Genomic DNA, 20,376 nt, shown 5'->3' with positions numbered 1-20,376 from the left:
CGAGCACCCGGTCCAGCTCCAGCACGGCCGCGGCGGGCGTGGCGGGCGTCCGGAGGCGGCGCACGTCCGGCCCGCGCCACGGCAGCAGCGCGGCGTGGTGGTCGGTGTCGAACAGCAGCACGGCGGTGCGCTTCGGCAGGCTCCTGGCCAGCAGGTTCAGCGCGTCGGTCGTGTTGCGCGTGAAGACGACGGCGTCGGAGGACCGTGCCCCGAGGAACCGGCGGACGGACGTGCGGGCCTGCTCGTAGACCTTCGTGGTGACCTGGGAGGCGAAGCCCGCGCCCCGGTGCACGCTCGCGTACCAGGGCAGCACCTCGTCCACGACGTCGCGGACCTGCTCCAGGCACGGCGCGCTGGCCGCGTGGTCGAGGTTCGCGTACTCGACGCGCTCGCCGGTGACCAGCGGCACCCGCAGCGACGCGCCCACGACGCGGGGCAGCGCCCGCTGGTCCGACGCGGCGACGGTGGCGGTGGTGGTGGCGGTTCGGGGAATCGCGATCGTCATGACGCCCTCCGGGGGTCCGGGACCCCACCGGAGAGGGAGCCCGCGCTTGCCGGACGCCCTGCGCGCCAGGCCAGGTCCTCACCGGGGGCACCCCACCGCGGTTGGAGGGTTGCCGGCCAGCAAGCCCGGGCTTGTCGCTGGCACTCATGACCTTCACCGACGAACTTACGCAGCCCGCGCGACCGCGTCGAGAGGGGTTCACATCCTGGGAGCACCCCCGCGCACGCCGTCACGGCAGGCCGACGTCGCCCTTCCAGCGGGCGAACCGGCCCGCCCGGTCGACGGCCCGGATGCGCTGCTCGGTCGCCGTGCGCATGGCCTCCGTGCACACCACCAGCAGCTGGTCGTGCTCCTGCAACCGGGTCGTCGGCTGCGGCGTGAAGCCGTTGTCGTCGCGCACCACGAGGCTCACCGACGAACCGGGCGGCAGCCGCAGCTCCGACAGGTACACGCCGTGCAGCTTGGACCCGCGCTGGATGCGGACCTGGAGCAGTTCCGCGCCCAGCTCGTCCAGCGCCGACGAGTCGACCTGCACCTCGTGCGCCTCGCCGGACCTGACCAGCCCCAGCCACTTCGCGAGCCACGGCAGGCTAGTGCCCTGCACCACGGTCAGCAGCACGACCAGCACGAACACCGCGTCGACGAGGTGCTGGGCGTCCGGCACCTGCTGGATGAGCGGGATCAGGGCGAACACGATCGGCACCGCGCCGCGCAGCCCGGACCACGAGATGAACACCTGTTCCCGCCAGGGCACCCGGAACGGCAGCGCCGCGCACAGCACCGACAGGGGCCGGGCGAACAGGACCAGCACGGCGCCCGCGACCAGGGCGGGCACCAGGGCGTCCAGCAGCCGTCCGGGGGAGGCGTACAGGCCGAGCAGCACGAACAGGCCGATCTGGGCGATCCAGCCGAGCCCCTCGGCGAACGACAGCGTGTCCGCCCGGTGCGGCAGGCGGGCGTTGCCGAGCACCAGCGCGGCGATGTAGACGGCGAGGAAGCCGGACGCGTGCGCGAGGTCGCCCACGGTGTAGGCGAGCAGGCACACCGCGACCGTGGCCAGCGGGTACAGGCCGGTGGCGGGCAGCGCGGCCCGGCGCAGCCCGACCCCGCCGAGCCACCCGAGCACGATGCCGATCACACCGCCGGCGACCAGCTCGTAGGCCATCAGCAGCGGCGCGGTCCACGTGATGGGGTCGGGGGCGGCGAGCAGCACGACGGCGATGTACACCGGCGCGTCGTTGATGCCGGACTCCAGCTCCAGCGCGCCGATGAGCCGCTTGCCCACGCCCACCCCGCGCAGCACGCTGAACACGGCCGCCGCGTCGGTGGACGACAGCACCGCGCCCCAGAGCAGGGCGGTGCGCCAGTCCATGTCGAGCAGGAAGTGCAGCGCGAACCCGGTGACGGCGATGCTCACGCCGACCGACACCGTGGACAGCGCGATGCCCAAGCCCAGCGCGGGTTTCACCGCGCTCCACCGGGTGGTGAGACCGCCCTCGGTGAGGATCAGGACGAGCGCGGCGGTGCCGAGCGACCGGGTCAGGTCGGCGTCCTCGAACTGGATGCCGACGACCGCCTCGCCGAGCAGCACGCCGATGCCGAGGTACAGCAGGAGGGACGGCAGTCCGAGCCGGATCGACACCCTGACCGCGATCACCGAGAGCAAGAGGACCGCGGCGGCGATGCCGAGGAAGCCCGTCACACCACCCACTCGACCTCCACACCGTCGTACTTCGCGGTCACTCGACGGAGGTCATTCTCCCCGGTGATACCGAAATGGACGAATCCGGCATCACACGCAGCGTCACCGAACAGGCGTCGCGGTCGTGAACGACACCCGTGCGGACGCCGTGCCGCACGGCCTCCGCTCAGCCGTCCAGCAGGCGCGCGAGGACGTCGCCGGCGTCGGCCGGGGCGGGCTCGACCCGCACGACCTTGTCCCGCCCGCGCTCCCCCGCGACCACCTCGACGTCCTGCTTCCGCACGCCGAACGCCTGGGCCAGCGCCTTGCGCACGGCCTCGTTCGCCTTGCCCTCCACGGCGGGCGCGGCGACGGCGACGACCAGCGCGCCGTCACCCCACCGACCGCCGACGGCCTCCCGCTTCGCGCCCGGCTTGACCCGCACCGCGAACCGGAACGCCGACCGGTCAGCCACGGCTCATCACGACGGCCAGCGTGTCCTCCAGCAACGCCCGCCGCGCCCGCACCAGGTTCGGCGTGGACGACAGCAGCAACGCCTGCCCGAGGTAGACCGAGTACGCCAGCACCGCCCGCTGGTGCGCCGCGCCGGCGTCGAACCCGAGCTCGCCGAACAGCTCCTCCAGGTAGCCGATGCGGCGGTCGGTGACGCGGTCCAGCACGGGCGCCACGGCCGGGTCGTCCTTGGCCGCGAGCATGGCCAGCTCGACCGCGCTGTCCTCGACGTCCTCCAGCACCGTGCCGAACAGCAGGCGCAGCTTCCCGGCCGGGTCGGGCACGGACTCGACGGCCTCGATCACGGCCTCGGTGTGCTCGCGCTCCCACCGTTCCAGGGTGGCCTTGAGCAGGGCTTCCCGGTTGGGGAAGTGCCAGTAGGCGCTGCCCTTGGTCGCGCCGAGCCGCGCGGCCAGGGGTTCCACCGCGACCGCCGCCACCCCGCCCTCGGCGAGCGCCTGCAGGGCCACCCCGGTCCAGTCGTCCCTCGTTCGCCGCGTCACGACTCCATACGCTACCGTACGGTCGTGGACCATACGGACCCGTACGGTCCGGCGTGGAGGAGGTCGTCGTGATCCAGAACGTGCACACCCGCCTGATCCCCGACAGCGCGGGCCTGGTCGACCGGGTCGTCGAGCTGTGGCCGTCCGACCGGTGGCCGGCGCTGGTCCTCGACCGACCGCTGGGCGTCGGCGCGGACGGCGGCCACGGGTTCGTCCGCTACCGCTGCACGGATCACGTGCCCGGTCAGCGGGCCGAGTTCACCTTCGACCCCCGCATCGGCGTGACCGGGACGCACGTCCTCGAAGCCGTCCCCGGCGGGCTGCGGCACACCCTCACCGGCCGCACGAGCGGGCTGATGCGCCTCGGGTGGCCGCTGGCCGTCCGGTGGCTGCACGACGCGCTCATCGAGGACCTGTTCGACAACGCGGCCCACGCCGCCGGCCACCCGCCGGTCCGCCCGCGCAGGTGGTCCCCGTGGGTCCGGCTGCTGCGCGCGGCGGCCAGGAGGAGGAAGGTCGGGCAGGCCGCCTGACGGATTTCCTCCACAACCCGCGGTCTCGTCCGTCTACCCGGTACCGGGACCACAGGGGGGAGGGTTCGTGACGCCGGACGACCCCGACGACGAGGACCACGCCGCCACGTTCAGCGACTTCTACCACCGGGAACGCACTCGGCTGTTCCGGTTCGCCGCGGTGGTGTCGCCGCACCTGGACCACGAGTCCGCGGTGCAGGAGGCGTTCGTCAGCGCGTGGCGGAACTGGCCGGTGATCGCCGCGCCGTCGCGGCGTGCTTGGCTGGTGCGGACGATCCGCAACCTGCTGGTGGACCAGGCCCGCCGGCGGGAGCGGCCGGGCGACGTGACCGACGAGGCCACCGTCCGGCAGCGCGGCACGTACCGGATCCTGCTGCCCCGGCAGCGGGACGCCGAGACGTGGCACGAGCTGATCAGCACGCTGGCCGCCGTCGTCGACCTGCCGGACCACCTGCGCACCGCGCTGGTGCTGCGGTTCTGGGACTTCGACGACGACGAGATCGCCGACGTGCTGGGCTGCCGCCGCGCGTCCGTCCGCCGGTACGTGGCGGAGGCGCGGGCGCGGGTCAGCGCGCGGGTCGGCAACCAGGAGCGACGGGTGCGGGGCTCCCAGCGCGGGAAGGAGACGTCGTGACGGACGAGCTGGACCCCCGGCTGGACCACCTGCGGGCCGAGCTGGCCGAAGCGATCCCGGAGGACCCCGGCGCGGACGACCTCGGCGTGGCGGCGATCATGGCGCAGGCCGCGCCGCACGACCGCCAGGCCGCCCTCGTGGTCGCCGCGCGGGCGGGCTCGCGGGCCGCGCTGGACTCCCTGGTCGCCGAGCTGACACCGCTGGTGTGGCACGTGGCGCGCGGCAACGGCCTCGACCAGGCCACCGCCGAGGACGTCGTGCAGACCGTGTGGCTGAGCCTGCTGCGCCACCTCGACCGCCTGCACGAGCCGCGCGCGGTGGCGGGCTGGCTCATCGTCGCCACCCGCCGCGAGTCGCAGCGGGCCTGGCGGGAGCGCCACGGCCGGCCCGCGCTGTCCACCGACTCCGCCCTCGACATGCCCGACGACCGCTGGCTGCCGGAGCCGGAGGCGCTGCGAGACGACCGCGACCGCCGCCTCTGGCAGGCGTTCAACGCGCTGCCCCGCCGCTGCCAGGAGGTGCTGCGCCTCACCGTCCTGGCGGGCCGGGCCGAGTACCGGGCCGTCTCCGAGGCCCTCGCCATGCCGCACGGCTCGATCGGCCCCACCAGGGGCCGCTGCCTGAACCAGCTGAAGGCCCGGCTGGAGCAGGACGACGTCCGCTGACGCGCCGGAACCGGCGCGAACCCGACCTCGCCGGGGTCGCGGGCGGTGGCCCGCGACCCCGGCGAGGGGTCAGACCCGGGCGACCGCGACCCGGACCTTCTGCCCGTCACCGACCACGCCGTCCGACCCCTCGGCGACATCGCCGTAGGAGACCGACCCGGTGAGCGTCTCGTCCTTCACGAACGCCTCGAACCGGCGCACGGCCGCCTCGACCTCCGCGGGCAGCTGCGCGGTCAGCGCGATCCGGTCCGACACGTCCAGACCGGCGTCCTTCCGCGCCTGCTGCACCACGCGCACCAGGTCGCGCGCGACGCCCTCGGCGGCCAGCTCCTCCGTCACCGCGGTGTCCAGCACGACCAGCCCGCCGCCGTTCGGCAGCGCCGCCGTCGCGCCCTGGTCGGTGGCGACGAGCCGCTGCTCGTACTCCTCCGGGAACAGCTCGACCCCGGCGGCCACGACGCGACCGTCCACCTCCTGCCAGTCACCGGCCTTCACGGCCTTGATGACCTTCTGCACGTCCGGCCCGAGCCGCGGCCCGGCGACCCGCGCGTTGACCGCCAGCTGGAAGTGGCCGTGCGCGTCCACGTCCGAGGTCAGCTCGACCTCCTTGACGTTCACCTCGTCCCGCAGGATCTCGGTGAACCCCTCCAGCTGGGCCACGTCCGCGGACGCGATCACGAGCTTCGCCAGCGGCAGCCGCACCCGCAGCTTGTTCGACTTCCGCAGCGACAGCGCCGTGGACGCCACCTGCCGCACCTGGTCCATCGCGGCCACCAGGGCGTCGTCCGCGGGCAGGTCCGGCGCCGACGGGTAGTCGGCCAGGTGCACCGAACGGCCGCCGGTCAGCCCGCGCCACACCGACTCCGCCGTCAACGGCAGCAGCGGCGCGGCGACGCGGCTCACCACCTCCAGCACGGTGTGCAGCGTGTCGATCGCGTCCCGGTCGCCCGCCCAGAACCGGTCGCGCGAGCGGCGCACGTACCAGTTCGTCAGCACCTCCAGGAACTCCCGGATGGACGCGCACGCGCCCGAGACGTCGTAGGCGTCCAGCTGCGCGGTCACCCCGACCACCAGGTCGTGCGCCTTCGCCAGCACGTACCGGTCCAGCACGTGCGACGAGTCGGTCCGCCAGGCGCCCTCCACGCCCTCCGCGTTGGCGTACAGCGCGAGGAAGTACCAGGAGTTCCACAACGGCAGCACGGCCTGCCGCACCGCGTCGCGGATGCCGCGCTCGGTCACCACCAGGTCGCCGCCGCGCAGGATCGGCGACGCCATCAGGAACCACCGCATGGCGTCCGAGCCGTCGCGGTCGAAGACCTCGTTGACCTCCGGGTAGTTCCGGCGCGACTTGGACATCTTCTGGCCGTCGTCGCCCAGCACGATCCCGTGCGCCACGCAGTTGCGGAACGCGGGCCGGTCGAACAGGGCCGTGGCCAGCACGTGCATGGTGTAGAACCAGCCGCGCGTCTGGTTGTTGTACTCGACGATGAAGTCGCCCGGGTAGTGGTCCTCGAACCACTGCGCGTTCTCGAACGGGTAGTGCACCTGCGCGAACGACATCGAGCCGGACTCGAACCAGCAGTCCAGCACCTCGGGCACCCGGCGCATGGTCGAGCTGCCCGTCGGGTCGTCCGGGTTCGGCCGGGTCAGGGCGTCGATGCCGGGCCGGTGCAGGTCGGTCGGGCGCACGCCGAAGTCGCGCTCCAGCTCGTCCAGCGAGCCGTAGACGTCGACCCGCGGGTACGCCGGGTCGTCCGACACCCACACCGGGATCGGCGAGCCCCAGAACCGGTTGCGGGAGATGTTCCAGTCGCGGGCGTTCTCCAGCCACTTGCCGAACTGGCCGTCCTTGACGTGCTCGGGCACCCAGTTGATCTGCTGGTTCAGCTCGACCATGCGGTCCTTGAACCGCGACACCGCGACGAACCACGACGACACCGCGCGCTGGATCAGCGCGTTGTCGCAGCGCCAGCAGTGCGGGTACGGGTGGTCGTAGGTCTCGTGGCGCAGCAGCAGGCCCGCGGCCTTCAGGTCGCGGATGATCGGCTTGTTCGCGTCGAAGACCTGCTGCCCCTCGTACGGCGGCACCTCGGCGGTGAACCGGCCGTGCGCGTCCACGGGCACGACGACCTCGATGCCCGCCGCGTCCGTGACGGCCTTGTCCTCCTCACCGAAGGCGGGGGCGATGTGCACCACGCCCGTGCCGTCCTCGGTGGTGACGTAGTCCGCGGGCAGCACCTGGTGCGCGTTCTCCCGGCCGACGAAGAAGTCGAACGGCGGCGCGTACTTGCGCCCCACCAGGTCGGCGCCCTTGCAGCGGGCCACGACGGTCGGCTCCTCGCCCAGCTCGCGGGCGTACGCGGGCACGCGCGCCTCGGCGAGCAGGTAGCGCTCGCCGTTCGCCTCGACCGTCACGTAGTCCACGTCCGGGTGCACGGCGGCGGCCAGGTTGGACGGCAGCGTCCACGGGGTCGTCGTCCACACCAGGGCCAGCTCGCCGGTCTCCAGGCGCAGGCCCACCGTCACCGCCGGGTCCTGCCGGTCCCGGTACGTGTCGTCCATCTTGGTCTCGGTGTTGGACAGCGGCGTCTCGCAGCGCCAGCAGTACCAGAGCACCCGGAAGCCCTCGTAGACCAGACCCTTGTCCCACAAGGTCTTGAAGGCCCACATGACGCTTTCCATGTAGTCCAGGTCGAGCGTCTTGTAGTCGTTGTCGAAGTCCACCCAGCGGGCCTGCCGGGTCACGTAGTCGCGCCACTGGCCGGTGTACCGGAGCACCGACGTGCGGCACGCCTCGTTGAACTTCTCGATGCCGAAGGCCTCGATCTCGCTCTTGGACGAGAACCCGAGCTGCTTCTCCGCCTCGACCTCGGCGGGCAGGCCGTGGGTGTCCCAGCCGAAGCGGCGCTCGACGTGCTTGCCGCGCATGGTCTGGTAGCGCGGGACTACGTCCTTCACGTACCCGGTGAGCAGGTGGCCGTAGTGCGGCAGGCCGTTCGCGAACGGCGGGCCGTCGTAGAAGACGAACTCGTTCGCCCCGTTGTCCCCCGCCGGACGGGCGTCGATCGACGCCTGGAACGTCCCGTCGGACTTCCAGTAGTCGAGCACACCCTCTTCGAGGGCGGGGAAGGACGGCTGGGAGGGAACGGAACCCTCGCCTGCCTTCGGGTAGGCCATCGTGCTGCTCCTCGCGTGCGTCCAACCGGCTCACGGGGACGACACGCCGAGTCCGGCGCACCGCGGTACCACCCCGCTTGCCAGGGCGCGAAGGCACTGGCCTCTCTTTGCGACGGCTGTGACGGGCCGCACCCGTCCGGTTCTACTGAGGCGCGGCCGGGGCGCGCGCCCGTTCTTCCGGAGGCTCCCCGGTGATGGCCGGATCGACGCCTTGCTACCACCAAGGGTAGCCGAGCCGCGCAAACCCCTTTGAGCAGTTCCCCCCATGCGACGCGCCGGAGCCCGTCGGGAGGCTGGGAGGACCGGTCCCGATCACCGGGTCCGCCCGACCCAGGGGGAACACTCGTGAAGCGAGCGATCGCGCTGTTCTGGCCGCGGCGACCGTGCCCGCACTGGCCGCACCCGCCCTGGCCGCACCCGCACCGGTTCCGGCGCCGCCGGCCGTGGCGCAGGAAGGGCGCGTGGCCACGTTCGAGTTCCACGCCGAAGCCGGGGCGACCCCGGTGGACGGCCGGCAGGGGTTCTGGTCCACCCCGGAGGACGACGTGAGGATCTGGGAGAGCCAGGACGGCCTGCTGAAGTTCGACGAGGACTCGTCCTCGAACCAGCAGCTGATCCGGGTCGAGCTCGCGGCGCCCGGCAACGCGCCGCTGGAGGTCGGTGCCTACACCGACGTGCGGACGCGGGCGACCGCGACCAACCCCGGCCTGGTCGTGATCTCCAACGGCCTGGCCTGCGGCCCGGTGCACGGGGGCTTCACCGTGCACAGCATCGGGCGCGACCCGGTCACGGGTCGGCTGACGGACGTCGACGTCGAGGTGGAGCACCGCTGCGGCGCGCCCGACGCGCCGGCGTTCACCGCGCGCGCGACGCTGAGCAGCTAGGACGCTGAGCAATTAGGGCGCTGAGCAGCTAGGGCGCTGAGCAGCTAGGCGGGCTCCGACTGGTCCGCGGCCCGCTTGCGGGCCGCGAGGCCGGAGTCCGGGCGGCACACCGCGCACGGCGTGAAGCCGAGCTGCCGCGCCTCGGAGACGGGCAGGCCCAGGGACGGCCGCGAAGCCAGCCACGGGCAGTCGGCGAGGTGGTAGCGGGGACGCTCGTCCAGCACCCGGACCTCGTCCGTGAGATCGCTCACGACGAGGGAGTCGGCGGCGTCCGTGTCCTCCTCGTCAGGTTCGACTTCTACCTGATCAGGTGACCTCGGAGCCTCCTCGACCCCCGTCCCGCCGAGTTGATCACCGGCGCTAACCTGGACGTCACCAGCGATGGCACCGGCAGCCCGGGGGCCCGACCGGCGGCGAAGCCACCAGTCGAGCACCAGGACCGCGGCAGCGGCCCCGCTCGCACCCACGGACAACCACGCCCAGAACGTCTGGGCGCTGGTGAGCGCGGGCACGAGCAACCCCAGGGCTGCCAGCACCAACAGCAGGACTACGTAGAGCACGTGCAGCAGACTAGATCAGCAGCGCCGATCAGCCGGCCTCGGCGCGCGCCCCGAAGGAGTACCCACCCTGCTGACGGCCGTCGGACGGCGCGGCAGGACCCCGGTCCTGCAGGTCGCGCAGCGACGATTCGAGCATCGTCTTGAGCCTGGTGCGGTACTCGCGCTCGAACGTCTGAAGCTTGTCGATCTGCTTCTCGAGCGTGTTCTTCTCCTGGGTGATGTTGCCCATCACCTCGGCGTGCTTGCGCTGCGCGTCGCGGTCGAGCGCGCTGGCCTTCTCACGGGCCTGCCGCTCCAACGTCTCGGCGCGGGTTCGCGCGTCGTTCAGCATGGTCTCGGCACGGGTGCGGGCCTCGTTGACCATCGTGTCGGCCTTGGCTCGCGCCTCGGACAACAGCTGCTCGGACTTCGTCCGGGCCTCCGACAGCATCCCGTCGGCCTCGGCCTTGGCCTCGCCGGTGAGCCGGTCCGCCATCTCCTGGGCCAGGCCCAGGACCTTCGCGGCCTGCACGTGGTGGTCACCACCACCGCCGGGCGAGGTCTGCTCCAGCGCCGAGGGGGGCGGCACCGGGGCGAGCCGGCGAGGCTCGTCGACGACGCGGCTCGGGCCGACACCCGCGGCAACCTTCGCCCGGGCGTCCTCGAGGTCGGCACGCGCGGTCTCGACCTGCTGGTCGAGCTGCTCGACCTGCTGGCGCAGGTCGTTGTTCTCCTCGATCAGGCGAGCAAGCTCGCCCTCAACCAGGTCGAGGAACGCGTCCACCTCGTCCTCGTTGTAGCCCCGCTTGCCAATCGGCGGCTTGCTGAACGCGACGTTGTGCACGTCCGCGGGGGTCAACGGCATCAGATCACCTCACGCACTCCTGGGCTGTGGACATCCCTGGTCCCCTCACCTGGGATCGGCTACTCGCATCAGAATGATAACGACCAGCAACAGCACAATAATGGACAAGTCCAGTCCGACGCCCCCGATCCGCACGGTCGGGATGATCCGACGCAGCAGGCGGACCGGGGGATCGGTCACTGTGTAGACGGTCTCAAGCGCCACCGCGACACCGCCCGCAGGCCGCCATCCCCTGGCGAAACTACGGACGAGCTCCACGACGACACGCGCCGTGAGCAGCAGCCAGAACGAGAACAACACGTAGTAGACCACGAGCCAGAGGGCATCCACAGCGTCAACTGTGCCATCACTCAGGCCTGGTTGAGGAACCCGCCCTCCGCGAGCCGCCTCCGGTCCTCCGCCGTCACGTCGATGTTCGGCGGTGAGAGAAGGAACACCTTGTTGGTGACCTTGTCGATCGAGCCGCGCAGCGCGAACGCCAGCCCGGCCGCGAAGTCCACCAGCCGCTTGGCGTCCGCGTCGTCCATGTCGGTGAGGTTCATGATCACCGGCGTGCCGTCGCGGTAGTGCTCGCCGATGGTCCGCGCCTCGTTGTAGCTGCGCGGGTGCAGCGTGGTGATGCGGCCCAGCGGGTGGTTGGCGGGCTCGGCGGCCGCGCGCAGCCGCCCCACCGGCTCACGCGTCGGCTCGACGGCCAGCGCGCCGTGCGTCTCCGGGCTCCACGCGCGACGCGGGCGTGCGGCGCGCTCGGGCTCGAAGTCGTCCGCGTCGTCCAACTCGGCGCGGTAGCCGTTGAAGGAACGGCGACGGGCGGTCCTCTGCTCGGGGTACGGCTCGAACTCCTCGGACTCGGGGTACTCGGACCGGTAGTCCGCGTAGCGCCGGTCGTCGTCGTAGGCGGCCGGGTCGTCGGCGTACTCGGCGGGAACCATCCCGAAGTAGGCCTTCAGCTTGTGAAACCCGCTCATGGCTTGAGCCCTTCCTCCGCCGAGATCCCTACCCGCAAGGACGTCGCGGCCGTCCCAGAGGTTCCAGACAGTTACGGCGAGGCTAGTCTCCGGCTGCCCAGCAACGCTGTTCCGACACGCACGCACGTCGAACCGCACGCAATGGCATCTTCCAGGTCACCGCTCATCCCCGCCGAGATCACGGTGGCATCGGGATGATCGTCCCGCAAGCGGGTTACCGCTTCGTATAGAGCGGCAAACGCCTGCTGTGGAGACATCCCAAGGGGTGCGACGGTCATCACACCCCGCAAAATAAGTTCACTCGACCGTGCTACGTGATCGGCGAGTCGCGGAAGGTCACCGATCGGGTGCCCGCCGCGGCTCTCGTCGCCGTCGATGCTCACCTGGACCAGCACCTCGACGGGCTCGGCGGCGGCCCTGGCGATCGCGTCGGCGAGCCGGGTGGAGTCGACGGTGTCGATCCGGTCGGCCCAGCGGAGGACGGACTTGGCCTTGTTCCGCTGGAGCGAGCCGACCATGTGCCACCGCGCCGGCGCGCCGGGCCGCAGCTCGGCGAACTCGCCCGTCTTCCGGCTCGCCTCCTGGTCCCGGTTCTCGGCGAAGGCGGTGAGCCCGAGGTCGCTGAGGATCGCCACGTCCGCCGCCGGGAACGTCTTGGTGACGGCCAGCAGCTCCACCTCGGCAGGCGAGCGGCCGGCGGCGGCGCACGCCTTGGCGATGCGCTCCCTCACCTCGGCCAGCGACAGGGCGAGTTCTTCCCGGCGGTCCACGTCCACGACTCCGTCCCGTGCGTCCTGGTTCACGGCTCCATCCAGACGACACCCGCGAGGCGACCCGTGCCGGGGTCGCGGCGGTGGCTGAACAGCGTCCTCTCCTCCGCGGTGCACCGCGGGTCGAGCCCGACCTTCGTCACGCCCGCGTCGGCGAGCTGCTGCCAGATGCCCGCGCGCAGGTCCAGCGCGGGCTTGCCGGAGCGGGTCTTCGTCGCGCTGCCGGGCAGGTGCTTCTCGACGTCGTCGCGCATGGCGGCGGGCACCTCGTAGCACTGGCCGCACACGGCCGGGCCGAGCAGCACCTCGATCCGGTCCTTCCGCGCGCCCAGCTCGACCATCCGGTCCAGGGTGGCCGGGACGACGCCGACGCGGGCGCCGACGCGTCCGGCGTGGACGGCGCCGATCACGCCCGCCTCCGGGTCGCCCAGCAGCACGGGGACGCAGTCGGCGGTCAGCACGACCAGCGCCAGGCGCTCCCGCGCCGTCACGACGGCGTCGGTGGCCTCCAGCGGCTCGGTGGTGGGCCCGTCCACCACGGCGACCGTGCGGCCGTGGACCTGTTCCATCCAGACCAGGCGGTCCGGGCTCAGCCCGATGCCCTCGGCGAGGCGTTCCCGGTTGGCGGCGACGGCGGCGGGGTCGTCGCCGACGTGGTCGCCGAGGTTGAAGGAGTCGTACGGCGGTTTCGACACGCCACCTTCGCGGGTGGTCACGACACGGCGGATGCGCACGTGCCCAGCTTTCCAGACGCCCGCGGGTCCGCGTCCGGGCAACACGACGGCGCCGCGCCGTCCCGGGGTGGGACGGCGCGGCGCCGTGTGACGTGCGACGTGTCCGGGGCTACCGCCGCATGAACGGCGGCACGTCCACCTCGTCGTCGGGGTCGTCGGTCACCGGCACGGCCCGGCTCGGCAGCGTCCCGCTGGTGCTGCCCTGCAGGCCCGGCGTCGGCGTCCGGTGCAGGGTCGGCTGCGGCGCCCCGTAGGGCGACTGGCCGTTGCCCTGGCCGGTCTGCTGCTGCTGCGGTTGGGGCTGCTGCTGGGGCTGTTGCTGCTGCGGCACGGTCGGCCGCGGCGGCGTGACGGGCGCCTGCTGCTGGTGCTGGTGCTGCTGGTGGTCGACCTGCTGCTGCACGGGCTGCTGCTGCACGGGCTGCTGCTGCGGCTGGTGGTTCACCTGTCCTGCCGTGCCCGGAGCCACCGGGGTGCCCCGCGGCGGGCTGGACAGGGCTTGCGGCTCCAGCTTCTTGTGCGTCGGCCCGCCACTGTCAAAACCCGCCGCGATCACCGTCACGCGAACCTCGTCGCCGAGCGAGTCGTCGATGACGGTTCCGAAGATGATGTTCGCGTCGGGGTGCGCGGCCTCCTGTACCAGCGAGGCCGATTCGTTGATCTCGAAGAGCCCGAGGTCGCTGCCGCCGGCGATCGAGAGCAGCACGCCGTGCGCGCCCTCCATCGAGGCTTCCAGCAACGGCGAGTTGATCGCCTTCTGGGCCGCCTGGACGGCCCTGCCCTCGCCCCGCGCCGAGCCGATGCCCATGAGGGCGCTGCCGGCGCCGGACATGACCGACTTCACGTCGGCGAAGTCGAGGTTGATCAGACCGGGGGTGGTGATCAGGTCGGTGATGCCCTGGACACCGGACAGCAGCACCTCGTCCGCGGAGCGGAACGCGTCCATCAGCGAGACGCCGATGTCGCCGAGCTGCAGCAGCCGGTCGTTCGGGATCACGATGAGGGTGTCGCACTCGTTGCGCAGGGCCTGTATTCCCTCTTCGGCCTGCTTGGCGCGGCGCTTGCCCTCGAACGAGAACGGTCGCGTGACCACACCGATGGTCAGCGCGCCGAGCTTGCGGGCGATCGAGGCCACGACGGGCGCGCCGCCGGTGCCCGTGCCGCCGCCCTCGCCGGCGGTCACGAACACCATGTCCGCGCCCTTGAGGACTTCCTCGATCTCCTCGCGGTGGTCTTCGGCGGCCTTGTGGCCGACTTCGGGATTGGCGCCGGCTCCCAGGCCGCGGGTGAGTTCGCGGCCGATGTCGAGCTTCACGTCGGCATCCGACATGAGCAGCGCCTGGGCGTCGGTGTTCACCGCGATGAACTCGACACCCTTGAGCCCGACCTCGATCATGCGGTTGACGGCGTTGACACCGCCACCGCCGATGCCGACGACCTTTATCACCGCGAGGTAGTTGTGCGGGGGCGTCATCGGTCCGCCTTCCTGATCGTGTCCGTGCTCATGTGCTGGAGTGGATGACCACCGGTGTCACAGCCCGGACGGATCTCCACCCGGATTGAAACTCTCAACCAGAGGTTCAGAGTTATGTCAACCCCGTATGTTCCTGCTGGACGTTATGCACCTGGAATGCCTCGGTCCAGCAGCCACGCCGTGTTGTGTCCTGACCGGGTGAGGCGTCACTACTCGCCGGTCACCCCGTCGAGCAGCTCCCGCACCACGTCCAGGTGCCCCGCGTGCCGACCCGTCTCCTCGATCATGTGGATCAACACCCAGCGCACGGAAAGCACCTCGTCGCCGCGGAACGCCACCTCGTGGTCGAGGTCGAGGCCCGCGACGAGCTCGCGACTCGCCGTGCACTGCGCAGCGTAGTCGGCGAGCAATCCGGAGATCGTCTCGCCCGGCTCGACACGCCAGTCGGCGTCCGGGTCCTCCCGGGTGTAGGGGGCCTCGCTGGGCTGTCCGCCGAGCGCTACCCGGAACCAGTGGTCCTCCACCCAGCGCAGGTGCTTGACGACGCCGGCGGCGGTGGTGAGCCGGGACGGGAGCACCGCGCGCCGCGCGTCCTCGTCGGACAGGCCGGCGCACTTCAGCTCGATCGTGCCCCGCAGGTAGTCGAGGAACCCGCACAGGAGGGCGCGCTCGTCGCCGGTGAAGGGCACGTCGACGCGGTGGTCGACCGGTTGGGTGGTCGTCATGGCGGGAGTATCTCCGGCCGGGTCCGGTTCGGACGATCGATTTGCGCTGGCAGGGGTCGTGGCAGGGCTCACGGCGCCCGTCACGACACGGTGGGCAGCTCGGGGCTGGAGACGTCGAACACGCTCCCCTGCCTGGTGAGCAGGACCTCCAGCACGGCCGCCTTGCGCGGCGTGTCGTCCGACGAGCCCCAGCGCGCCTCGCGGCCCGCGCTCAACGTCAGCCTGATGTCCGCCGGCGAGTCCGCCGACACCGCCAGGACCTCGCGGCGCAGCGCTTCGGGGATCTGCGTGAGCACGCCCACGGCGGGCGCCAGGGCCTCCGGCGCCACCTCCAGCCCCGGCAGCCCGGACGGCGGCCCCGCCACCGTGGCGTAGTCCTTGCCGGTGGCGTCGACCAGGTGCGCGCCGTCCGAGGCGTTGATCACACCGACCGGGTCGCGCTCGTCCACGGTGAGCCGCACGGTGCCGGGCGGCAGCCGTTCGACCCGCACCCCGGCCACCCGGGACAGCTCGCGGACGCGGGCGGCCACCGCGTCGGCGTCCAGCCGCACCAGCGGCGTGCCTGGCTCGATCGCGGCGGCCTCGCGGACCTCGTCGGGCGTCAGCGCCTCGACGCCCCGCACGTCGACGTCGCGGACGCCGAGCAGCGGCGTGAACCAGACGGTGCAGACGACCGCCGTCACCACGAGCATGACGAGGATCGCGCCCACCCGGCGGCGCACCACCTGGCGCCGGGACGGGCCCCGGACGGGGCCGCGCGACGGGCGCCGGGGCGGGCGCCGCCGCGAGGCGGTGGCCGGACGACGACGCGCCGCCTGCGTGCTCATGCCCGGTCCAGCTCCCAGACGATCTCCGGGCCGAGCATGGTGACGTCGCCCGCGCCCATCGTGACGACCACGTCGCCCTCCTCGACCAGGCCCGCCACCAGCGCGGGCACCCGGTCGAACGACGGCTCGTAGAACACCTTGCCGACGCCGAGCGGCACCCGCCCGGACACCAGCGCGCCGGTGACGCCGGGCTCCGGCTGCTCGCGCGCGCCGTAGACGTCGAGCACCACGACCGCGTCGGCCAGGCCGAGCGCGGCGGCGAACTCCTCGGCGAACAGCCGGGTCCGGGAGTACAGGTGCGGCTGGAACACGACGACGAGCTTGCCCTCGCCCGCGACCGGGCGGGCCGCGGTGATCTGGGCGGACACCTCGGTCGGGTGGTGGGCGTAGTCGTCGTACACGCGCACGCCCCGCGCCTGGCCCTTGAACTCGAACCGCCGGCGCACGCCGCCGAACGCGGCCAGGCCGGCCAGCACGCGGTCGCGGTCCGCGCCGAGCTCCAGCGCGGCGAGCAGGGCGGCGACGGCGTTGGCCGCCATGTGCTCGCCCGGCACGGCCACCTTCACGTCCAGCACCTCGTTGCCGTCCGAGCCGCCGTCCGAGCCGCCGTGCGCGCCGTCGGGGCCGTCCGAGCCGTCCAGCTCCACGCGGGCCACGCCGCCGGAGTCGGCGGGCCGGTAGTCGACCATGCGGGCCGAGCCGGGGCCGGTCGCCGTGCGGCCGTACTGGCGGACCCGGATGCCGAGCTTCGCGGCCCGCTCGGCGAGCGCCGCCGAGCCGGGGTCGTCGGCGCAGGCGATCAGCACGCCGTCCGGCTGGATGCGCTCCAGGAACGAGTCGAACACCGCCACGTACGCCTCGACGGTGCCGTGGTGGTCCAGGTGGTCCGCCTCGACGTTCGTGACGACCGCGACCGAGGGCGCGAAGAAGAGGAACGAGCCGTCGCTCTCGTCGGCCTCGGCGACGAACACGCCGCCGGCGCCCTGGTGGGCGTTCGCGCCGGACTCGTTCAGGTCACCGCCGATCGCGAACGACGGGTCCATCCGGCAGTGCTGGAGGGCGACGGTCAGCATGGACGTCGTGGACGTCTTGCCGTGCGTGCCCGCCACGCACGCGACGCGGTGGTCGAGCATCAGCGCGGCCAGCGCCTCGGCGCGCCGCAGCACGACCACGCCCCGCTCGCGGGCCGCCACCAGCTCCGGGTTGTCCTCGCGGATCGCGGTGGACACCACGACCGACGTGGGGCCGCCGGACAGCTGGTCGAGGTTCGCGCCGTCGTGGCCGACCGCGATCTCCGCGCCCTGCGCGCGCAGGGCGAGCACGGTGCGGGAGTCCTTGGCGTCCGAGCCGGACACCTTCGCTCCCCGCGCCAGCAGGATGCGCGCGATGCCGCTCATGCCCGCGCCGCCGATGCCGACCAGGTGCACCCGGTCCAGGACGTCACTCACTTCTTGACCACCTCGAGCACGATGCGGGCCAGGACCTCGTCCGCCTCGCGGTGACCGGTGCCCAGCGTGGCCGTCGTCATCGCGGCCAGCCGGTTCGGGTCGCCGACCAGCGGCACCACGTTCGCCGCGACCCACTCCGGCGTCAGGTTCTCGTCGGCGACCAGGATGCCGCCGCCCGCGGACACCACGGGGCCCGCGTTGAGCGCCTGCTCGCCGTTGCCGTGGGGCAGCGGCACGAACACCGCGGGCAGACCGACCGCGGACACCTCGGCCACCGTCATCGCGCCGGACCGGCACAGCACCGCGTCCGCCGCCGCGTAGGCGAGGTCCATCCGCTCCAGGTACGGCACCGGCACGTACGGCGGCGCGCCCGGCACCGACTGCACCGCGACGGTGTTCTTGGGGCCGTGCGCGTGCAGCACCGCGACGCCCGCCCGCGCGAACGCCGACGCCGCGCCGGACACCGCGTTGTTGATCGAGCGGGCGCCCTGCGAGCCGCCGAACACCAGCAGCGTCGGCGCGGTCGGGTGCAGCCCGAAGTGGGCGCGGGCCTGGGCGCGCAGCGCGGCCCGGTCCAGCGAGGTGATCGAGTAGCGCAGCGGGATGCCGATGATCTCGGCGTCGGTCAGGCCCGAGTCGGGCACGGCGGCGGCGACCCGTTCGGCGAACTTCGCGCCGACCTTGTTCGCCAGACCTGCCTTGGCGTTGGCCTCGTGCACCACGATCGGCACCCGGCCGCGGGCCGCGAGGTACGCGGGCAGCGCGACGTACCCGCCGAAGCCGACCACGACGTCCGCGTGGACGCGTTCCAGCACCTCACGGGTGTGCTTCACGGCGCCGCGCACCCGCAGCGGCAGCTTCAGCAGGTCCGGCGTCGGCTTGCGCGGCATCGGCACGGGCGGGATCAGCTCGAGCGGGTAGCCGCGCGCGGGCACGAGCTTGCTCTCCAGCCCGCGCTCGGTGCCGAGCGCGACCACGCGCGCGTCGGGCCGCAGCCGCATGACCGCGTCGGCCAGGGCCAGGGCTGGCTCGATGTGCCCGGCGGTGCCGCCTCCGGCGACCACCACGCACGGTCCGGCCTGCTGGGGAACCCCGGTCACGCACTTCCTCCTCGCGTCGATGAACCGCTAACGCCCGTCACGGCGCCTGGACCGCACGTCCCGGTCCTGGCTCGCCCGTCGGGATTCGCGACGACGGTACTCCGACGGCGGAGCGTGACGACCGGCCATCCTCCGCTCGTCCACGGGCGGCGGCGCGGCCTTGCGACCGCGCGGCGGCGTGGACGGCCGTGAGGGGCGGCGCTTGGGCGGCGGCTTGTACGCCTCCGGCGCGGGCAGCTTCAGCACGCCGCCGACCCGGCCGGGGCCCAGGGAGCGCAGCGCGGCGACGGCGTCCGGCTCGTGGCGGGCGCAGCTGGCGAGGAGCCCGAACACGAACATCGTCGTGACGACCGACGTGCCGCCGGAGGAGATCATCGGCAGCGTGATGCCGGTGACCGGCAGCAACCGCACGACGTAGCCGATGTTGATCGCGGCCTGCGCCACCAGCCACACCGTCAGCGTGGCGGACACGATCCGGATCCACGGGTCGGTGTTGCGCGCGGCGATCCGCAGGCCGACCACGGCGAGCAGGGCGAACAGGCCGAGCACCAGCAGGCAGCCGATGAAGCCCAGCTCCTCGCCGATCACGGCGAAGATGAAGTCGCTGTGCACGTTCGGCAGGTAGCGCCACTTCGAGCTGCCGTTGGTGAGGCCCTTGCCGAGGAACCCGCCCTCCGCCAGCGCGTACATCGCCTGCAACGCCTGCAGGCCCGCGCCCTGCGGGTCGGCCTCCGGGTTGAGGAAGGTCTCCACCCGCTGCAGCCGGTAGGACGCGCCGAGCGCCAGGACCAGCGCGCCCGTCACCGCGCCGATCGCGATGATGCCGAAGATCCGCATCGGCGCGCCGACGAACCACAGCAGGCTGATCAGGACGACACCGAGCGTGATCGTGCCGCCCAGGTCGGGTTGCAGCATGACGAGCGCGAACACCAGCATCGCCACCGGCACGACCGGCACCAGCAGGTGCCGGTACTGGTCCAGCAGCGCGCGCTTGGTGACCAGGACGTGCGCGCCCCACAGCGCCAGCGCCAGCTTCGCCGGCTCGATCGGCTGGAACGACGCCGGCCCCACCTTGAACCACGACTGGGCGCCGTAGTCGGTCGTCCCGAGCGGCGTGAGGACCAGCACCAGCAGGATCACGCAGACGAGCATCGCCATCGTGCTGGAGTGCCGGATCGTGCGCAGCGGGATGCGCAGGACGACCAGGAACACCACCGCGCCGACGCCGACGTACAGCAGCTGCTTCTTGAAGACGCTGTAGGCGGACGCGCCCAGCGCCACCTCGCCCGGCGCGGACGCCGACAGCACCATGATGAGGCCGAGGACGGTCAGCATGCCGAAGATCGCGAGCAGCAGGTGGAAGTCCGCCAGCGGGCGGCCGAGCCACGCGGTCAGCGACGTCCGGCCGGCGCGCTTCCCCCGCCGTGGCGCTCTAGGCGGTCGTTCCACCGTGGTCCGGTCCACCGCAGTCATGCGCCCATCGTCTCCCGCCCGGCGCGGGCAAACCCGCCAATCCCCCGCGTGTCGCCCGTCGCGACCATGATCGCGGCCAGATTACCCGCCCGACGCGTCCCGCCACCGGTCGTCGGCGGGACGCGCGGCGGTGACGCGGAACTCGCCGCGGGTCACTCGTCGGGCCGGCCCACCAGCTCCAGCACGGCCTCCGTGAACGCCTGCCCGCGGTGCGCGTAGTCGGTGAACATGTCCAGCGACGCGGCGGCGGGGGCGAGCACCACGGCGTCACCCGGCCGCGCCAGGGAACGGGCCGCGCGCACGGCGTCCGGCATGGTGGCGTCGTCCAGCACGGTCACGGGCACGGTCGGCGCGTGCC

The 20,376-nt window shown here is 72.6% G+C and carries 21 protein-coding genes, 1 pseudogene and 1 riboswitch; of the genes and pseudogenes, 4 read left to right on the top strand and 18 right to left on the bottom strand.

Features of this window, described 5'->3' with window-relative positions; translation table 11 throughout:
* From ACFQ3T_RS21890 to ACFQ3T_RS21875, 4 genes are all read right to left on the bottom strand, one after another.
* On the bottom strand, nucleotides 1–505 hold a 505-nt coding region (locus ACFQ3T_RS21890), incomplete at its 3' end, for an aminotransferase class V-fold PLP-dependent enzyme (RefSeq protein WP_380725295.1).
* A 37-nt stretch (nucleotides 506–542) separates the two neighbouring features.
* Nucleotides 543–657, bottom strand: a riboswitch (SAM riboswitch).
* A 77-nt stretch (nucleotides 658–734) separates the two neighbouring features.
* Nucleotides 735–2,207 carry a potassium/proton antiporter gene (locus tag ACFQ3T_RS21885; protein WP_380725301.1) on the bottom strand — a complete coding sequence of 491 codons (1,473 nt, stop codon included), beginning with the start codon at nucleotides 2,205–2,207 and terminating at the stop codon, nucleotides 735–737.
* Between the two features lie 166 nt (nucleotides 2,208–2,373).
* Complete coding sequence (locus ACFQ3T_RS21880; RefSeq protein WP_380725293.1) at nucleotides 2,374–2,661, bottom strand: DUF167 domain-containing protein; 288 nt, start codon at nucleotides 2,659–2,661, stop codon at nucleotides 2,374–2,376.
* Nucleotides 2,654–3,202 carry a TetR/AcrR family transcriptional regulator gene (locus tag ACFQ3T_RS21875; RefSeq protein ID WP_380725291.1) on the bottom strand — a complete coding sequence of 183 codons (549 nt, stop codon included), beginning with the start codon at nucleotides 3,200–3,202 and terminating at the stop codon, nucleotides 2,654–2,656. The genes ACFQ3T_RS21880 and ACFQ3T_RS21875 overlap by 8 nt, the downstream gene beginning before the upstream one ends.
* A 68-nt stretch (nucleotides 3,203–3,270) precedes the next feature.
* On the opposite strand from ACFQ3T_RS21875, the gene ACFQ3T_RS21870 reads away from it, so the two are divergent.
* The 3 genes from ACFQ3T_RS21870 to ACFQ3T_RS21860 all read left to right on the top strand — a co-directional run bounded on the left by ACFQ3T_RS21870 (nucleotide 3,271) and on the right by ACFQ3T_RS21860 (nucleotide 5,034).
* Nucleotides 3,271–3,735 carry an SRPBCC family protein gene (locus ACFQ3T_RS21870; protein ID WP_380725289.1) on the top strand — a complete coding sequence of 155 codons (465 nt, stop codon included), beginning with the start codon at nucleotides 3,271–3,273 and terminating at the stop codon, nucleotides 3,733–3,735.
* Between the two features lie 67 nt (nucleotides 3,736–3,802).
* Nucleotides 3,803–4,369, top strand: a complete 567-nt coding sequence (locus tag ACFQ3T_RS21865) for an RNA polymerase sigma factor (protein ID WP_380725287.1) — start codon at nucleotides 3,803–3,805, stop codon at nucleotides 4,367–4,369.
* A gap of 98 nt (nucleotides 4,370–4,467) precedes the next feature.
* Entirely contained in the window at nucleotides 4,468–5,034 is a 567-nt protein-coding gene (locus ACFQ3T_RS21860; RefSeq protein WP_380725299.1) for an RNA polymerase sigma factor, read from the top strand.
* A gap of 69 nt (nucleotides 5,035–5,103) precedes the next feature.
* Here ACFQ3T_RS21860 and ileS read toward each other — a convergent pair whose 3' ends face one another.
* Nucleotides 5,104–8,211, bottom strand: coding sequence for an isoleucine--tRNA ligase (gene ileS / locus ACFQ3T_RS21855; protein WP_380725285.1), 3,108 nt, complete (start codon nucleotides 8,209–8,211; stop codon nucleotides 5,104–5,106).
* 461 nt (nucleotides 8,212–8,672) lie between these two features.
* On the opposite strand from ileS, the gene ACFQ3T_RS21850 reads away from it, so the two are divergent.
* A complete protein-coding gene (locus tag ACFQ3T_RS21850) occupies nucleotides 8,673–9,095 on the top strand; it encodes a hypothetical protein (protein ID WP_380725283.1) in 423 nt (140 codons plus the stop codon).
* Between the two features lie 44 nt (nucleotides 9,096–9,139).
* Here the strand turns inward: ACFQ3T_RS21850 and ACFQ3T_RS21845 are convergent, their stop codons facing one another.
* The 13 genes and pseudogenes from ACFQ3T_RS21845 to murD all read right to left on the bottom strand — a co-directional run.
* Entirely contained in the window at nucleotides 9,140–9,655 is a 516-nt protein-coding gene (locus tag ACFQ3T_RS21845) for a hypothetical protein (RefSeq protein ID WP_380725281.1), read from the bottom strand.
* A gap of 28 nt (nucleotides 9,656–9,683) precedes the next feature.
* The gene (gene wag31, locus ACFQ3T_RS21840; RefSeq protein ID WP_073899667.1) at nucleotides 9,684–10,499 is read right to left on the bottom strand and encodes a DivIVA-like cell division protein Wag31; all 816 of its coding nucleotides are present in this window, start codon (nucleotides 10,497–10,499) and stop codon (nucleotides 9,684–9,686) included.
* Between the two features lie 45 nt (nucleotides 10,500–10,544).
* Nucleotides 10,545–10,829, bottom strand: a complete 285-nt coding sequence (locus ACFQ3T_RS21835; RefSeq protein ID WP_380725279.1) for a YggT family protein — start codon at nucleotides 10,827–10,829, stop codon at nucleotides 10,545–10,547.
* A gap of 20 nt (nucleotides 10,830–10,849) precedes the next feature.
* Nucleotides 10,850–11,467: a cell division protein SepF gene (locus tag ACFQ3T_RS21830; protein ID WP_380725277.1), complete on the bottom strand. Its 618-nt coding sequence runs from the start codon at nucleotides 11,465–11,467 to the stop codon at nucleotides 10,850–10,852.
* A gap of 71 nt (nucleotides 11,468–11,538) precedes the next feature.
* Complete coding sequence (locus ACFQ3T_RS21825; protein WP_380725275.1) at nucleotides 11,539–12,270, bottom strand: YggS family pyridoxal phosphate-dependent enzyme; 732 nt, start codon at nucleotides 12,268–12,270, stop codon at nucleotides 11,539–11,541.
* Nucleotides 12,267–12,971: a peptidoglycan editing factor PgeF gene (gene pgeF / locus ACFQ3T_RS21820; RefSeq protein WP_380725273.1), complete on the bottom strand. Its 705-nt coding sequence runs from the start codon at nucleotides 12,969–12,971 to the stop codon at nucleotides 12,267–12,269. The genes ACFQ3T_RS21825 and pgeF overlap by 4 nt, the downstream gene beginning before the upstream one ends.
* Before the next feature lie 109 nt (nucleotides 12,972–13,080).
* Nucleotides 13,081–14,445 carry a cell division protein FtsZ gene (ftsZ, locus tag ACFQ3T_RS21815; protein WP_380725271.1) on the bottom strand — a complete coding sequence of 455 codons (1,365 nt, stop codon included), beginning with the start codon at nucleotides 14,443–14,445 and terminating at the stop codon, nucleotides 13,081–13,083.
* Nucleotides 14,446–14,654: 209 nt separating this feature from the next.
* A complete protein-coding gene (locus tag ACFQ3T_RS21810) occupies nucleotides 14,655–15,170 on the bottom strand; it encodes a DinB family protein (protein WP_380725269.1) in 516 nt (171 codons plus the stop codon).
* Nucleotides 15,171–15,250: 80 nt separating this feature from the next.
* On the bottom strand, nucleotides 15,251–15,997 hold the full coding sequence (locus tag ACFQ3T_RS21805) for a cell division protein FtsQ/DivIB (RefSeq protein WP_380725267.1): 747 nt from the start codon (nucleotides 15,995–15,997) through the stop codon (nucleotides 15,251–15,253).
* Nucleotides 15,994–17,394: a UDP-N-acetylmuramate--L-alanine ligase gene (murC, locus tag ACFQ3T_RS21800; protein ID WP_380725297.1), complete on the bottom strand. Its 1,401-nt coding sequence runs from the start codon at nucleotides 17,392–17,394 to the stop codon at nucleotides 15,994–15,996. Before murC ends, ACFQ3T_RS21805 begins: the two co-directional genes overlap by 4 nt.
* A 47-nt stretch (nucleotides 17,395–17,441) precedes the next feature.
* A complete protein-coding gene (gene murG / locus ACFQ3T_RS21795; RefSeq protein WP_380725265.1) occupies nucleotides 17,442–18,545 on the bottom strand; it encodes an undecaprenyldiphospho-muramoylpentapeptide beta-N-acetylglucosaminyltransferase in 1,104 nt (367 codons plus the stop codon).
* Nucleotides 18,546–18,572: 27 nt separating this feature from the next.
* Entirely contained in the window at nucleotides 18,573–20,018 is a 1,446-nt protein-coding gene (gene ftsW, locus ACFQ3T_RS21790; protein WP_380725263.1) for a putative lipid II flippase FtsW, read from the bottom strand.
* Between the two features lie 152 nt (nucleotides 20,019–20,170).
* Nucleotides 20,171–20,376 (bottom strand): annotated as a pseudogene (murD, locus tag ACFQ3T_RS21785) (UDP-N-acetylmuramoyl-L-alanine--D-glutamate ligase); the annotation flags it as partial.

The organism is Saccharothrix hoggarensis (genome assembly GCF_042678885.1).
Taxonomy (GTDB): domain Bacteria; phylum Actinomycetota; class Actinomycetes; order Mycobacteriales; family Pseudonocardiaceae; genus Actinosynnema; species Actinosynnema hoggarensis.
The sequence above is the reverse complement of the archived record's forward strand: the minus strand, read 5'-3'. Positions and strand labels throughout refer to the sequence as shown.

Coding starts and splice junctions, on each gene's coding strand:
- ACFQ3T_RS21860 (WP_380725299.1), top strand. CDS start 4,468: ATGGCGCAGGCCGCGCCGCACGACCGCCAGGCCGCCCTCGTGGTCGCC.
- ileS (WP_380725285.1), bottom strand. CDS start 8,211: ATGGCCTACCCGAAGGCAGGCGAGGGTTCCGTTCCCTCCCAGCCGTCC.
- wag31 (WP_073899667.1), bottom strand. CDS start 10,499: ATGCCGTTGACCCCCGCGGACGTGCACAACGTCGCGTTCAGCAAGCCG.
- ACFQ3T_RS21830 (WP_380725277.1), bottom strand. CDS start 11,467: ATGAGCGGGTTTCACAAGCTGAAGGCCTACTTCGGGATGGTTCCCGCC.
- ftsZ (WP_380725271.1), bottom strand. CDS start 14,445: ATGACGCCCCCGCACAACTACCTCGCGGTGATAAAGGTCGTCGGCATC.
- ACFQ3T_RS21810 (WP_380725269.1), bottom strand. CDS start 15,170: ATGACGACCACCCAACCGGTCGACCACCGCGTCGACGTGCCCTTCACC.
- ACFQ3T_RS21805 (WP_380725267.1), bottom strand. CDS start 15,997: ATGAGCACGCAGGCGGCGCGTCGTCGTCCGGCCACCGCCTCGCGGCGG.
- murC (WP_380725297.1), bottom strand. CDS start 17,394: ATGAGCGGCATCGCGCGCATCCTGCTGGCGCGGGGAGCGAAGGTGTCC.
- ftsW (WP_380725263.1), bottom strand. CDS start 20,018: ATGACTGCGGTGGACCGGACCACGGTGGAACGACCGCCTAGAGCGCCA.